Origin of the sequence: Variovorax davisae, assembly GCF_030316845.1 — a bacterium.
Lineage (GTDB): Bacteria > Pseudomonadota > Gammaproteobacteria > Burkholderiales > Burkholderiaceae_C > Variovorax > Variovorax davisae.
In genome coordinates, this window is sequence record NZ_JASZYS010000004.1 from 23,851 (window position 1) to 38,107 (window position 14,257).

Consider the following 14,257-nt stretch of genomic DNA (forward strand, 5'->3'; position numbering starts at 1 on the left):
TCAGCGCGCGTGCGTCACGCCGCCATCCACCACCAGCGTCGACCCCATCACATAGTCCCCGGCCCGCGAAGCCAGGTAGATCGCCGCCGCCGCCATGTCCTCGGGCTCGCCGATGCGGCCGGCCGGGATCCGCGCCTTGACCTCGTCGCCGTGGTCGCGCGCGTCCTTGTTCATGTCGGAGGCGAAGGCGCCCGGCGCGATCGCGCTGACCACGATGCGATCCTGCGCCAGGCGCAGCGCCATGCGGCGCGTGAGCTGGATCAGGCCGGCCTTGCTGGCGGCGTACGAATAGGTTTCCTGCGGATTGACCGAGATGCCGTCGATCGAGGCGATATTGATGACCTTGGCCAGGTGGTCGGTGGCCGCCTTCTTGAGCAGCGGCGTCAGGGCCTGGGTCAGGAAGAAGGGCGTCTTGAGGTTCAGGTCGACCACCTTGTCCCAGCCGCTTTCGGGGAACTCGGCGTAGGGCGCGCCCCAGGCCGCGCCGGCGTTGTTGACCAGGATGTCGAGCGCGCCCTCGTGCTTCGCGTAGGCCTCGACCAGCGCCTGCGCGCCCTGCAGTGTCGAGACGTCGGCCGGCAGCGAGACGCAGTGGCCGAAGGCCGACAGCTCCTTGGCGGTCTGGTCGCAGGCCGCGGCCTTGCGGGCCGAGATGTAGACCCGGGCGCCCTGGGCCAGGAAGCCCTCGGCGATCATCCGGCCGATGCCGCGCGAGCCGCCGGTGATGAGCGCGGTGCGGCCCTTGAGCGAGAAGAGTTGGGTGGTGTCCATGCGGTGTGTCTCCTGGTGTTCGATGCGGGGGCCGGGCAATGCGGCTTCCGGGAGCTTAGTGCGGCCCGGCGTCCCGGGGCGTCACCTTGGTGCCAGCTCAGGCCGGCAGGGTCAGCGTGCGCAGGCTGGTGAAGCGCCGCTCGGCGCCGGTCACCGGGTCGACGAAGGAGATCTCGCGCGCCAGCAGTTGCAGCGGGTGGTCGAAATCGTCGCTGCCTTCGGGCAACAGCACCGGGTAGATCGCGTCGTTGCGGATCGGCATGCCGAGCGCCGCGCAGTGCACCCGCAGTTGGTGGCGGCGGCCGGTGAACGGCGACAGGCCGAGCCGCGCCCAGCCGCCGCGCGCCTCCAGCATCTCGAAGTGGGTCTCGGCATTGGGCTCGCCGGCGACCTCGGCCATGCGCATGAAATGCTGGTCGGGCGCGAGCCGGCTGTGGCGCACGGCGGGCAGTGCGCGCCCGGCCCGCCAGGGCACGATCGCCTCGTAGCGCTTGTGGACGGCGCGCTCGGCGAACAGCGCGCTGTACGGGCCGCGGCTCGCCGGCAGCACAGAGAACAGCACGATCCCCGCGGTCTCGCGGTCGATGCGGTGCAGCGGCGCCAGGTGCTCGAGGCCCAGGGCCCGCTTGAGCCGCACCAGCAGGCTCTGCTGCACGTACTTGCCGACCGGCGTGACCGGCAGGAAATGTGGCTTGTCGACCACCAGCAGGTGCGCATCCTGATGGATCACCTGCTCCTGGAACGGGATCACGGGCTCGGCCTCGAGCGCCCGGTAGTAGTAGACGCGCAGCCGCGGCTGGTAGGGCCGGGCGTGCGTCACGCGCTGGCCGTGCTCGTCGACCACGTCGCCGGCCTCGATGCGCGCCGCCCAGGTGGCGCGCGGGATGGCCGCGAAGCGCTGGACCAGGAACTCGGCGATGGTCGGCCAGTCGCCCACGGGCAGCGCCACGCAGCTCGGTCCCACGCCGTCGCGCACGGGGAGCGGCAGGGCTGCCATCTCAGGCGCCCAGGGCGGCGGCGATCTCGTCGAACAGCGGGCGCTGGGCGGAGTCGTCGTCGAGGCAGCGTGCCTGGAGGCCGGCCAGCAGCGCCCGCGTGGCCGCATCGGGCGCTTCGCAGCGCTCGGCCAACTCCTCCAGCAGGCAGCCGAAGGCGCGCGCCTCGGTGCGCTGCAGCGCCTGCGACTGCGCCGCATCGTCGCGCGGCAGGAACGAGGCGGCGCCGAAATCGCCGAGCAGGGCGTCGCCGCGGCCGTTCCAGAGAATGTTGTGGCCGTAGAGATCGCCATGCAGGATGCCGCGCGCATGCAGCCGCGCGATCGCCGAGGCGATGCCGCGGGCCATGCGCAGGGCCGTCGGCGCCGACCAGCGGGCCTCGTCGCCATAGACGTCGCGGGTGCACGAGGCGAGGCTCGGCGGGCCGGCCAGGTTGCGGAAGCCCGGGTCGACCAGTTCGAGCACCAGGCCGGCGCTGGCCTCGGGATGGTGCGCGATCCGGCCCAGCACCGGGATCAGCCCCGGATGGGGCCCGGCCGCCAGGCAGGCCGCCATCTCGCTGTGCGGCCAGCCGTCGCTGGTCACGGCGCCCTTGAACAGCTTCACCGCCACCGGCCGCAGGCGGCCGTCCGGCTGCCGCCAGTCGGCCTGGTGGATCACGCCGGAGGCGCCTTCGCCGAGCTTGTGCTTCAGCGCGAGCGACGACCAGTCGATGGCCTGGTTCGGCTGCGCATCCATCGCCATCGCCTCGGGCGCCTCGTCGAAGGGGTTGCCCGCGAAGGCCAGCCACGACAGCCGCGGCAGCGAGAGCAGCCAGCCCGGCAGTGCCTCGAAGCGGTTGGCCGACATGCGCACCAGTTCGAGCGCCCGGCAGTCCGCCATCGATTCCGGCAGTGCCTTCAGGCGATTGCCGGCGAGCATGAGCTTTTGCAGCCGCGCGCGCTCGCCGAGTTCGGCCGGCAGGGCGTCGATCCGGTTGTCGGTGAGGATCAGCCAGCGCAACGAGGGCGGCAGCGCCGCCGCCGGCACCTTTTCGATCTGGTTGGCCTTGAAGGCCACCATCTCGAGCCGCGGGCATTGGCCGACGGCTTCGGGCAGTTCGGTGAACTGGTTGTCGGAACAGAAGAGAACGCGCAGGCGGTGCAGCCGGTGCAGGTCGTGCGGCAGCGTGCGCAGCGCGTTGCCGGAGAGGTTGAGCACCTCGAGCGAATCCGCCAGCCCGAAGACCTCGGGCGGCAGCTCGGTGAGGCCGCCGCTGAGGTCGAGCCGCTGCGCTCCGGCCATCTCGCCCGCGCGCAGCCGACCCAGCGCATCGCTCATGCCAGCGCGCCGAACCGGTAGATGCCGTCGTCGCCGAGCCGGCGTCGCAGCTGGCCCGAGAACCACAGGAGGTGCAGGTGGGCCACGGTCTCGCCCATCGCGAAGGTCATCTGGTGCAGGTCGAGCTGCCGCTTGAACAGGATCGGCAGGCCTTCGGCGGCGCTGTGCGGGCGGGCCAGGCAGGCTTCCAGCAATTCGGCCAGGCGGTCGCGGTGGTGCTCCTGCAGCTGCTCGACGCGGCGATGGATGCCGGTGAAGGGCTTGCCGTGCGACGGCAGGCCCAGGGTGTCGACCGGCAGCGACTTGAAGCGCTCGATGCTGTCGAGGAACAGCCGCAATGCGTTCGCCTCGGGCTCGCCCGCGTGCACGCTCACGTTGGTCGAGATGCGCGGCAGCATCATGTCGCCGCCCAGCAGCACCTTGAGTTCTTCGCAATAGAGCGCGATGTGCTCTGGCGCATGGCCGTAGCCGCTGATGCAGCGCCAGGCACGGCCGCCGATCATGACGTCGTCGCCGTCGAGCATGCGCACGAAGCTCGCCGGCACCGAGGGCACCATGTTGGCGTAGTAGCTGGTGCGGGCGCGGATCTTGGCGACCGCCTCGGGGTCGGTCAGGCCGTGCGAGGCGAAGAAGTCGGCCGCCGCGTCGCCGCCGGCCAGCGTGTCGCCGGCGGTGGTGAGCACGCGCGCCACGTGGTAGTCGGTCGAGCTGATCCACAGCGGCGCCTTCCAGCGCTCGCACAGCCAGTGCGCCAGGCCGATGTGGTCGGGGTGCATGTGGGTCACGATGACACGCAGGATCGGCAGCCCCTGGAGCTGGGTCTCGAAGATCTGCTCCCACTGGGCGCGGGCCGCGTCATGCGAGATGCAGCAGTCGACCACGCTCCAGCCTTCGACGCCGTCAATGCTGTCGCGCAGCAGCCAGAGGTTGATGTGGTCGAGCGCGAAGGGCAGCGCCATGCGGATCCAGCGAATGCCGGGCGCCACGTCGACCGCCTGGCCGGGGGCCGGCAGGGTGTCGCCGAGGGGGTAATGGAGTTCGCGTTCGAGAAGGTTCATGTACGATTGACGTTAACGTAAACGTCATGGCTTTGAGCCCACATTGTAGGCAGTGCCGCCCGAACTTGCTGTCGCCCACGCTCCGACCCATTTTTTCATGCCTTCGCAGACCTTCACCATCGGCGAGCTCGCCAAGGAGTTCGATCTCACCACCCGGGCGATCCGCTTCTACGAGGACATCGGCCTGCTGGCGCCGCGCCGGGCCGGGCTGCAGCGAATCTACACCTCCCGCGACCGGGCCCGGCTGACGCTGACCTTGCGCGCCAAGCGGCTCGGCCTGAAGCTGACCGAGGCGCGCGAGATACTCGACATGTACGACAGTCCGCGCGACACCGCCGTGCAGCTGGAGCGCTTCCTGGGCGTGCTCGGCGCCCACCGCGAACAGCTCGAAGCGCAGCTGGCCGAACTGCAAGCCAACCTGGACGAGGTCCGGGCGCAGGAAAAACAGGCCCGGGCGGCGCTGGCGCGCGCGTCGAAGCCGAAAGCGCGCTGAGCCCGGCCGGCGCATCCCCCCAACTCTTTCATCACGAAAAATGACCATCGAAAACAAGCCCGACTCCCTCGAGGACCTGTTCGCTCACAACCGCGCCTGGTCGTCGCGCATGGAGCGCGATCGGCCCGGTTTCTTCACCAGCCTGGTGAAGCAGCAGACCCCCAAGTACATGTGGATCGGCTGCTCCGACAGCCGGGTGCCCGCCAACCAGATCACCGGCCTCGAGCCGGGCGAGGTGTTCGTGCACCGCAACGTCGCCAACATCGTGGTGCACTCCGACCTCAACGCGCTGTCGGCGATCCAGTTCGCGGTCGAGCGGCTCAAGGTCCAGCACATCATGGTGGTCGGCCACTACGGCTGCTCCGGCGTCCAGGCCGCGCTCGAAGGCGCGCGCATCGGCATCGCCGACAACTGGCTGCGCCACATCCAGGACGTGCGCGACCGCCACCACGTGATGCTCGACAGCCTGCCCGAGGCCGCGCGCGCCAACGCGCTGTGCGAGCTGAACGTGGCGGAGCAGGTGGTCAACGTGGCCGTCAGCACCGTGATGCAGGATGCCTGGAGCCGCAACCAGTCGGTCACGATCCACGGCTGGGCCTTCGGCGTGCACGACGGCCTCATCCAGGACCTGGAGCTGACCGTGGACGGCACCAAGCCGATGGAGAACCAGTACCGCGCCGCCGTCCAGCGCATCCGCTACAAGTGGAGCAAGCCGGCGGACACGGGCACCTCCGAATACATCAAGTAGCCCGGCATCGGCCCATGTTCCCGCAGCGCCTCGATTCGCCGCTCGCCTATGACATCGCGCGGGCGATGCGCGACGGCTTCGATCGGCACTATCGGCTGTTCCGCGCCGAGTCGGCGCGCGCCAAGCACCGCTTCGAGACCGCCGACTGGCATGGCCAGCAGCGGGCCCAGCGCGAGCGCATCGAGTTCTACGACCTGCGGGTGGGCGAGGCGGTGGCCCGCCTCGAGAAGGAGTTCAAGGCCGGCGAGCAGCCGATGGAGGTCTGGCACCAGGTCAAGCTGCACTTCATCGGCCTCTTGGTCGACCACCACCAGCCGGAGCTGGCCGAGAGCTTCTTCAATTCGGTCACGACCAAGATCCTGCACCGGGCCTACTTCCAGAACGATTTCATCTTCGTGCGGCCGGCGATCAGCACCGAGTACATCGAGCCGCGCGATGCGCCGACCTACCGCGCCTACTACCCCGAACGCGAGACGCTGGCCGACACGGTCGAGCGGATGCTCGAGGACTACGCGCTGCAAGGGCGCTTTGCCGACCGGCGCCGCGACGCCGAGCGCGTGGCGGTGGCGATCCTCGGGCGCTTCCACCAGGTCAAGCTGCGCGCCAATTTCCAGCTGCAGGTGCTGTCGGGGCTGTTCTATCGCAACAAGGGCGCCTACGTGGTCGGCAAGATCAACAACGGCTTCATCGAGATGCCGTTCGCGCTGCCGATCCTGCACGACGCCGAGGGCCGGTTCTATGTCGACGCGGCGCTGTTCGGCGAGGAAGACCTGCAGATGCTGTTCAGCTTCGCGCGGGCCTACTTCATGGTCGACATGGAGGTGCCCTCGGCCTACGTGCAGTTCCTGCGTTCGCTGATGCCGCGCAAGCCGCGCGCCGAGATCTACAACGCGCTCGGCCTGGCCAAGCAGGGCAAGACGCTGTTCTATCGCGACTTTCTCTACCACCTGAATTATTCCAGCGACCGGTTCCGCATCGCGCCGGGCATCAAGGGCATGGTGATGCTGGTGTTCGACCTGCCCTCGTTCCCGTACGTGTTCAAGGTCATCAAGGACTTCTACCCGCCGCAGAAGGACACCACGCGCGAGCAGATCAAGCGCAAGTACCTGCTCGTGAAGCAGCACGACCGCGTGGGGCGGATGGCCGACACCCTGGAGTACAGCGACGTCGGCTTTCCGCTCGACCGCTTCGAGCCCGAGCTGATCGAGGAGATCCGCAAGTTCGCGCCGAGCCAGCTCGAGATCGGCGACCGCGACGGCAACGGGGAGATGGAGGTGGTGGTCAAGCACGTCTACATCGAGCGCCGCATGATCCCGTTGAACCTCTTCCTGCAGGAGTCCTTCGACCTGCTGGCGCAGCCCGAGCACGCCAGGCGCGCGAGCAAGCAACTGGAGCACGCGGTGATCGAGTACGGCAATGCGATCAAGGACATGGTGGCGGCCAACATCTTCCCGGGCGACATGCTGTTCAAGAACTTCGGCGTCACGCGCGGCGGCAAGGTGGTGTTCTACGACTATGACGAGATCGAATACCTCACCGACTGCAACTTCCGCAAGGTGCCGGCGCCGCGCAACGAGGAGGACGAGATGAGCGGCGAGGTCTGGTACTCCGTCGGCCCGAAGGATGTGTTCCCCGAGACTTTCGAGCCCTTCCTGCTCGGCAACCCGGCGGTGCGCGAGGCCTTCATGGCCCACCATGCGGACCTGCTCGACGCCGCCTTCTGGCAGAGCCACAAGCAGCGCATCCAGGCCGGGCAGATGCTGGATGTCTTTCCCTACGACGAGTCGCTGCGCTTCAAGCACGGCAGCGCCACCCCCTATTTCTGATTTCCGACTGACAACCACTGAAGGAGCAAATCCATGAGCGAATCGATCGTGATCGTCGGCGCCGCCCGCACCCCGATGGGCGGCTTCCAGGGCGACTTCTCTTCCCTCTCGGCGCATGACCTGGGCGGCGTCGCCATCAAGGCGGCGGTCGAGCGCGCCGGCATTCCGGCCGACAGCGTCGGCGAGGTGCTGTTCGGCAACTGCCTGATGGCCGGCCAGGGCCAGGCGCCGGCGCGCCAGGCGGCCTACAAGGGCGGCCTGCCCGACAGCGCGGGCGCGGTCACGCTCAGCAAGATGTGCGGCTCGGCCATGAAGGCCGCGATGCTGGCGCACGACATGCTGCTGGCGGGCACGCACGAGGTGATGGTGGCCGGCGGCATGGAGAGCATGACCAACGCGCCCTACCTGATGCTCAAGGGCCGCGGCGGCTACCGCATGGGCCACGACCGCATCTTCGACCACATGATGCTCGACGGCCTCGAAGACGCCTACCAGCCGGGCCGCTCGATGGGCACCTTCGGCGAGGACTGCGCGGCCAAGTACAAGTTCACGCGCGAGCAGCAGGACGCCTTCGCGATCGCCAGCGTCGAGCGCGCCAAGGCGGCGACGACGTCGGGTGCCTTCAAGGCCGAGATCGCCGCGGTCACCGTCAAGGGCCGCGGCGGCGACACCGTGATCGAGATCGACGAAGGCCCGGGCAAGGTCAAGCTCGACAAGATCCCGACGCTCAAGCCGGCCTTCAAAAAGGACGGCGGCACCATCACCGCGGCGTCGAGCTCGTCGATCAACGACGGCGCCGCGGCGCTGGTGATGATGACCGGCAGCGGCGCGGCGAAGAACGGCGCCAGGCCGATCGCCCGCATCGTCGCCCACGCCACCCATGCGCAGCAGCCCGAGTGGTTCTCCACCGCCCCGGTCGGCGCGGTCGCCAAGCTGTTCAAGAAGACCGGCTGGAGCGTCAAGGACGTCGACCTCTGGGAGGTCAACGAGGCCTTCGCGGTGGTGCCGATGGCGCTGATGCACGAGCTGGGCGTGTCGCACGACATCGTCAACGTCCATGGCGGCGCCTGCGCGCTGGGGCACCCGATCGGCGCCAGCGGCGCGCGCATCATGGTGACGCTGATCCACGCCCTGCAGCAGCGCGGCAAGAAGCGCGGCGTCGCCACGCTGTGCATCGGCGGCGGCGAAGGCACCGCGGTGGCGATCGAGCTGGTCTGAGCCGCTGCCTAGAATCGTTTTTTCATTCCCTTCGGAGTTCTTGTTGATGCCTTCGGTTTTTTCCCGCAGCGCGCTGGCCGCGCTGCTCGCCACCGCCTTCGTCGCCCCCGCCGCCTGGAGCCAGACCCGCGACCAGGCCCTGTTCGCTGCCGCCACGGCCGAGAAGCCGGCCGTCATCAAGACGCTCGAGACCTTGGTCAACATCGAGACCGGCACCGGTGACGGCGACGGCATCGGCGCGGCCGGCAGCTACCTCGAGTCCGAGCTCAAGGCGCTCGGATTCACGGTCACGCGCAGCAAGTCGGCCGGCATCGTGGTCGGCGACAACATCGTCGGCAAGCTCAAGGGCAAGGGCGGCAAGAACCTGCTGCTGCTCTCGCACATGGACACGGTCTACCTCAAGGGCATCCTGGCCAAGGCGCCGTTCAAGGTCGAGGGCGACCGCGCCTACGGCCCCGGCATCGCCGACGACAAGGGCGGCAACGCGGTCATCGTGCACACGCTCAAGCTGCTCAAGGACCGCGGCTTCAAGGACTTCGGCACGATCACGGTGCTGTTCAACACCGACGAGGAAAAGGGTTCCTTCGGCTCGCGCGACCTGATCCAGGAAGAGGCGGCCAAGGCCGACTACGTGCTGTCGTTCGAGCCCACCGGCGCCGGCAAGGAAGACCTTTCGCTCGGCACCTCGGGCATTGCCTATGTCCAGGTCAACATCACGGGCAAGGCCGCGCATGCCGGCGCCGCGCCCGAGCTCGGTGTCAATTCGCTGGTCGAGGCCTCCGACCTGGTGCTGCGCACCATGGACATCGACGACAAGGCGAAGGGCCTGCGCTTCAACTGGACCATCGGCAAGGCCGGCGCGGTGTCCAACATCATCCCGGCCAGCGCGACGCTGAATGCCGACGTGCGCTACGCCCGGAACGAAGACTTCGACGCCGCGATGAAGACGCTCGAGCACAAGGCGCAGCAGAAGAAGCTGCCCGAGGCCGAGGTCAAGGTGCTGGTCACGCGCGGGCGCCCGGCCTTCAATGCGGGCGAGGGCGGCCGCAAGCTGGTCGACAAGGCCGTGGCCTACTACAAGGAAGCCGGCGGCGAACTCGGCATCGTCGAGCGCACGGGCGGCGGCACAGACGCCGCCTATGCCGCGCTGGCCGGCAAGCCGGTCATCGAGAGCCTGGGCCTGCCCGGCTTCGGCTACCACAGCGACAAGGCCGAGTACGTGGACACCAGCGCGATCCCGCGCCGGCTGTACCTGGCCAGCAAGCTGATCATGGACCTGGGCCAGGGCAAGTAGGCCCATGATCCGTACCCTCGACGACTTGCGCGCGCTCTACGCGGCGCCCGGCGAGCGGGCGCTGCGCAAGCAGCTCGCGCAGCTCGACGTGCATGGCCGGCGTTTCGTCACGCTGTCGCCGTTCTGCGTGATCGCGAGTGCGGGTGCGCCGGATCGGTTGCTCGATGCTTCTCCGCGTGGCGGGTCTCCGGGCTTCGTCAAGGTCGCCGACCCGAGCACGCTGCTGGTGCCGGACAGCGGCGGCAACAACCGGCTCGACACGTTCGAGAATCTGCTGGCCGATGCGCGCATCGGGCTGCTCTTCATGATCCCCGGCGTGGACGAGACCCTGCGCGTCAACGGCATCGCCCGCCTGCGCGACGAAGCGGCCTTCGTCGATGTCTTCGCGCAGGAGCGCCAGCGGCCGCGGCTGGTGATCGAGGTGCGGATCAAGGAAGCCTACCTGCACTGCCCCAAGGCCTTCATGCGCTCGGCGCTGTGGCAGACCGAGAGCTGGCCGCCGCGCACCGTGCTCCCCAGCCTGAACCAGATGATTCACGACCAGACCCGGGTGACGGACGCACCCGAACCGCTGGCCGACATGGTTGCGCGCTACCGCGACCAGATCGCGCAAGAGCTCAAGCCCACGCCCTGACTCCCCTCACCGAGTGCCACCACCATGCTGCTGACCCCTGACCAGGAAGCCATCCGCGACGCCGTGCGCGCCTTCGCCCAAGCCGAACTCTGGCCCCACGCGCCGCGCTGGGACCGCGAGCACAGCTTTCCGAAGGAGGCCCACGCCGGCCTGGCGGCGCTCGGCGCCTACGGCATCTGCGTGCCCGAGGAAGACGGCGGCGCCGGGCTCGACTACCTGACGCTGGCGCTGGTGCTGGAAGAAATCGCGGCCGGCGACGGCGGCACCAGCACCGCGATCAGCGTCACCAACTGCCCGGTCAACGCGATCCTGATGCGATACGGCAATGCGCAGCAAAAGAAGCAGTGGCTGCAGCCGCTGGCGCAGGGCCGCATGCTCGGCGCCTTCTGCCTGACCGAGCCCCAGGCCGGCAGCGACGCCTCTTCGCTGCGCACCACGGCGCGCAAGGAAGGCGATGGCTGGGTGATCGACGGCGTCAAGCAGTTCATCACCAGCGGCCGGAACGGCCAGGTCGCGATCGTCATCGCGGTCACCGACAAGGGCGCGGGCAAGCGCGGCATGAGCGCCTTCATCGTGCCGACCGATGCGCCCGGCTACAACGTTGCGCGGCTCGAGGACAAGCTGGGCCAGCATTCGAGCGACACCGCGCAGATCAACTTCGACGCCTGCCGCATCCCGCTGGAAAACCTGATCGGGCAGGAAGGCGAGGGCTACAAGATCGCGCTCGGCGCGCTGGAGGGCGGGCGCATCGGCATCGCCGCCCAGAGCGTGGGCATGGCGCGCAGCGCCTTCGAGGTGGCGCTGGCCTACGCCAAGGAGCGCCAGGCCTTCGGCGGCAGCATCTTCGAGCAGCAGGCGGTGGGCTTCCGGCTGGCCGAATGCGCCACCCAGCTCGAGGCCGCGCGCCAGCTGATCTGGCATGCGGCCGCCCTGCGCGACGCCGGCCGGCCCTGCCTGAAGGAGGCGGCCATGGCCAAGCTGTTCGCCAGCGAGATGGCCGAGCGGGTCTGCAGCGCCGCGATCCAGACGCTGGGCGGCTACGGCTACGTCAACGACTTTCCGCTCGAGCGCATCTACCGCGACGTGCGCGTGTGCCAGATCTACGAAGGCACGTCGGACATCCAGAAGCTGCTCATCCAGCGCGCCTTGGCGTGAGGTGATTCCGGGCGTCTGCACAATACGCCCTGGATCTTTCCTTCGCCCACCCCCTTTTCATGTCCGCATCCCCCTCCAGCTCTGCCCGTGTTCCCTGCCCCTGCGGGCGCCGCGATCGGCGGGAGCTGCCCCTGGCCTACGCGCAGTGCTGCGGCCGCTACGTGGACGATTTCGCGCACACGCCGGCACCGGATGCCGAATCGCTGATGCGCTCGCGCTACACCGCCTTCGTGCGCGAACGCGCCGACTACCTGCTGGCCACCTGGCACGCCACCACGCGACCGGCGAGCGTCGATTTCGAGCCCGCCGTGAAGTGGCTGGGCCTGGACGTCCGCTCGCGCTCGGTGCTGGATGCCGACCACGCGGAGGTCGAGTTCGTCGCCCGCCAGCGCAGCAGCGCCGGCGTGGCGAGCCGGCTGCACGAACGCAGCCGCTTCGTGCGCGAAGAGGATGACGGGCAGCTCCATCGCTGGTATTACATCGACGGCGACCTTCACTGACCGATCCGGTCGGGAAAGCCCGACGGCTCGCACAGGGCCTCGATTGAATGCTATACATTTAATAGCAAACGCGACGGATTGTGTCTTTTGTGGCGACAGACCGATTCCTTCCGGGCTATTTATCTTGCGCCGCTCCTGCCTCACACTCCGTACCCTGTGAACGTTGCGCCGAGGGCGCAGCGACGAACCGCTCAACCGGCCGCAGGCCAAGAGGTGCACCATGGGCAGCTGGACGAACCGCATGCTGGATCGGGGACGGCTGTGCGCCGCGATGGCGCTGCCGGCCGTGGCCGCGCTGCTGATGGCCGCGCCGGACGCGCGCGCGCAGGACCGGAACCTGCTCACGCCGTTCTCGGGCGCGACCGGTGCCCAGCCGCCGGCGCCGTGGCATTTCACCACCTTGCCCAACAAGTCGCCGACCCGCTTCGAGGTCGATCAGCTCGACGGCCAGCGGGTGCTCAAGGTCGACGCTGACAATTCCTACGGGAATCTGGTCCATCCGGCCCGGGTCGAGCTCAACGACAAGGCCACCCTGGCCTGGCGCTGGCGGGTCGAGGCCTTCGTCGAGGGCGCCGACCTGCGCACCCGCGCCGGCGACGACGGCGCAGCCAAGGTCTGCGTGTTCTTCGATTTCCCGCTCGACCGGCTGTCGGTCGGCGAGCGCACCCGCCTGGCGCTGGCGCGCCGCGCCACCGGCGAAGCGGTGCCGACCGAGACCCTGTGCTACGTCTGGGACAACAAGGAAGCCAAGGGCAACCAATTCGACAATGCCTTCACCAAGCGCATCCGCATGGTGGTGCTCGAATCCGGCGCCGCCGCCAAGCCGGGCAGCTGGACGGCCGAGCGCCGCAACCTGCTGTCGGACTACCGCCGCGCCTTCGGCGGCGAGGCCGGCGACATCCAGCCCGACGTGACGGCGGTGGCGGTCTCGGCCGACGCCGACAACACCCACGGCCACGGCATCGCCTATTTCTCGGATCTCGACCTGCGCGGCAACCCGCCCTCGCCAGCGGCTGCATCGGCTGCAGCGGCCGCGCCGGCGGCGGCCGAGCGGCCGCCACAGGGCCAATAGCCGCGCGCCTGCCCCGGCCGCCACGTCCCGAACACCATGAACGACTTCGTTGCACTCCTCGCCAGCCAGGGCGCCGCCCTGGTCTTCGCCGCCACGCTGGCGACGCGCCTCGGGGCGCCGGTGCCGGCGGTGCCGTTCCTGGTCGTGGCCGGCGGGCTGACGGTCGGCGGGCAAGTGTCCTTTGCCGCGGTGGTGCTGGCCGCGGTGCTCGGCAACATCCTCGGTGACGGCGTCTGGTTCCTGGCTGGGCGCCGCTGGGGCTACCGCGTGATGCGGCTGCTGTGCCGGATCTCGCTGTCGCCCGACTCCTGCGTCAGGCGCAGCGAATCGATCCTCGGGCGCTGGGGCGGGTGGTCGCTGATCGCGGCCAAGTTCGTGCCGGGCGTCTCGGTGGTGGCGCCGCCGATGGCGGGCGCCCTCGGCATGTCGAACCTGCGCTTCCTGGCCTACGAAACCGTGGCCGCGCTCATCTGGACCCTTCTTTGCCTGTTCGTCGGCCGGATCTTCCATGCCGCGATCCAGGACGTGCTGGCGGTGATCTCCAACATTGGCCTGGGCGCGCTGGCGATCGGCGTGCTGGCGCTGGCGGCCTTCATCGGCTGGCGCTGGCGGCAACGCCGGCTGGCGCAGCAGGTCGACGACATCGTCCACATCCAGGTCGAAGCCTTGCGCGAGGCGCTGGCGGCGGGCGCCGGCCCGACCGTGATCGACGTCCGCTCGGACGAGGCCCGCGCGCTCGACGCGCGGGCGATCCCGGGCGCGATCGGCATCGGGCTGAAGCAGCTGCCGAAGCGGCTGTCGGCCTTTGCCGATGGGCGTGAGCTGGTGGTCTTCTGCGATTGCCCCGACGACGCCTCGGCGATCGCGGCGGCCCGTGTGCTGATGGGCGCCGGCCTGCCGCGGGTCAGCGTCCTGGCAGGCGGGCTCGATGCGTGGGCGGCGGCGCACGCGGGCGAGCCGATGCGGCCAGTCGCGCCGCCGTTGGCGGCGGCACACTCCGCTTGATCCCGCCGCCCCAGGCGGCCTAGAATCGGACCCGCTCCGGGGTGCACGCTGATGCGTGCTGAGATGGCCAAGCGGCCGAACCCGCGAACTTGATCTGGTTCATACCAGCGTAAGAAGAGCTGCGACTCCCCGGCACCCCCACTCCCTTTGCGTGGAGCGATGCCGTCC

The 14,257-nt window shown here is 69.2% G+C and carries 14 protein-coding genes and 1 riboswitch; of the genes, 10 read left to right on the top strand and 4 right to left on the bottom strand.

All coding sequences use genetic code 11. The features are described from left to right. The 4 genes from QTI33_RS10480 to QTI33_RS10495 all read right to left on the bottom strand — a co-directional run bounded on the left by QTI33_RS10480 (position 1) and on the right by QTI33_RS10495 (position 4,144). Complete coding sequence (locus QTI33_RS10480) at positions 1-771, bottom strand: SDR family oxidoreductase (protein ID WP_286505805.1); 771 nt, start codon at positions 769-771, stop codon at positions 1-3. A gap of 97 nt (positions 772-868) precedes the next feature. Further along, entirely contained in the window at positions 869-1,768 is a 900-nt protein-coding gene (locus QTI33_RS10485) for a pseudouridine synthase (protein ID WP_286505806.1), read from the bottom strand. Position 1,769: 1 nt separating this feature from the next. Beyond that, entirely contained in the window at positions 1,770-3,086 is a 1,317-nt protein-coding gene (locus QTI33_RS10490; protein ID WP_286505807.1) for a leucine-rich repeat-containing protein kinase family protein, read from the bottom strand. Beyond that, the gene (locus QTI33_RS10495) at positions 3,083-4,144 is read right to left on the bottom strand and encodes an MBL fold metallo-hydrolase (protein ID WP_286505809.1); all 1,062 of its coding nucleotides are present in this window, start codon (positions 4,142-4,144) and stop codon (positions 3,083-3,085) included. The genes QTI33_RS10490 and QTI33_RS10495 overlap by 4 nt, the downstream gene beginning before the upstream one ends. A 97-nt stretch (positions 4,145-4,241) precedes the next feature. Here QTI33_RS10495 and QTI33_RS10500 point away from each other — a divergent pair, with 97 nt between their 5' ends. The 10 genes from QTI33_RS10500 (at position 4,242) to QTI33_RS10545 (ending at position 14,089) form a co-directional block, all read left to right on the top strand. After that, the gene (locus QTI33_RS10500; RefSeq protein WP_286505811.1) at positions 4,242-4,637 is read left to right on the top strand and encodes a MerR family transcriptional regulator; all 396 of its coding nucleotides are present in this window, start codon (positions 4,242-4,244) and stop codon (positions 4,635-4,637) included. A 40-nt stretch (positions 4,638-4,677) separates the two neighbouring features. Next, positions 4,678-5,385 carry a carbonate dehydratase gene (can, locus tag QTI33_RS10505; protein WP_286505813.1) on the top strand — a complete coding sequence of 236 codons (708 nt, stop codon included), beginning with the start codon at positions 4,678-4,680 and terminating at the stop codon, positions 5,383-5,385. Positions 5,386-5,399: 14 nt separating this feature from the next. Further along, positions 5,400-7,211, top strand: coding sequence for a bifunctional isocitrate dehydrogenase kinase/phosphatase (gene aceK, locus QTI33_RS10510; RefSeq protein WP_286505814.1), 1,812 nt, complete (start codon positions 5,400-5,402; stop codon positions 7,209-7,211). Positions 7,212-7,244: 33 nt separating this feature from the next. Continuing rightward, a complete protein-coding gene (locus QTI33_RS10515) occupies positions 7,245-8,429 on the top strand; it encodes an acetyl-CoA C-acyltransferase (RefSeq protein ID WP_286505815.1) in 1,185 nt (394 codons plus the stop codon). A 46-nt stretch (positions 8,430-8,475) separates the two neighbouring features. Then, complete coding sequence (locus QTI33_RS10520) at positions 8,476-9,723, top strand: glutamate carboxypeptidase (protein WP_286505817.1); 1,248 nt, start codon at positions 8,476-8,478, stop codon at positions 9,721-9,723. A 4-nt stretch (positions 9,724-9,727) separates the two neighbouring features. Beyond that, entirely contained in the window at positions 9,728-10,357 is a 630-nt protein-coding gene (locus tag QTI33_RS10525; protein ID WP_286505818.1) for an MSMEG_1061 family FMN-dependent PPOX-type flavoprotein, read from the top strand. Positions 10,358-10,381: 24 nt separating this feature from the next. Continuing rightward, positions 10,382-11,512: an acyl-CoA dehydrogenase family protein gene (locus QTI33_RS10530; RefSeq protein WP_286505819.1), complete on the top strand. Its 1,131-nt coding sequence runs from the start codon at positions 10,382-10,384 to the stop codon at positions 11,510-11,512. 59 nt (positions 11,513-11,571) lie between these two features. Then, a complete protein-coding gene (locus QTI33_RS10535) occupies positions 11,572-12,012 on the top strand; it encodes a YchJ family protein (RefSeq protein WP_286505820.1) in 441 nt (146 codons plus the stop codon). A gap of 220 nt (positions 12,013-12,232) precedes the next feature. Then, positions 12,233-13,084 carry a DUF3047 domain-containing protein gene (locus QTI33_RS10540; RefSeq protein WP_286505821.1) on the top strand — a complete coding sequence of 284 codons (852 nt, stop codon included), beginning with the start codon at positions 12,233-12,235 and terminating at the stop codon, positions 13,082-13,084. 36 nt (positions 13,085-13,120) lie between these two features. Then, positions 13,121-14,089, top strand: a complete 969-nt coding sequence (locus QTI33_RS10545; RefSeq protein ID WP_286505823.1) for a VTT domain-containing protein — start codon at positions 13,121-13,123, stop codon at positions 14,087-14,089. A 27-nt stretch (positions 14,090-14,116) separates the two neighbouring features. Next, positions 14,117-14,222: riboswitch (TPP riboswitch) on the top strand. Positions 14,223-14,257 lie beyond the last annotated feature (35 nt).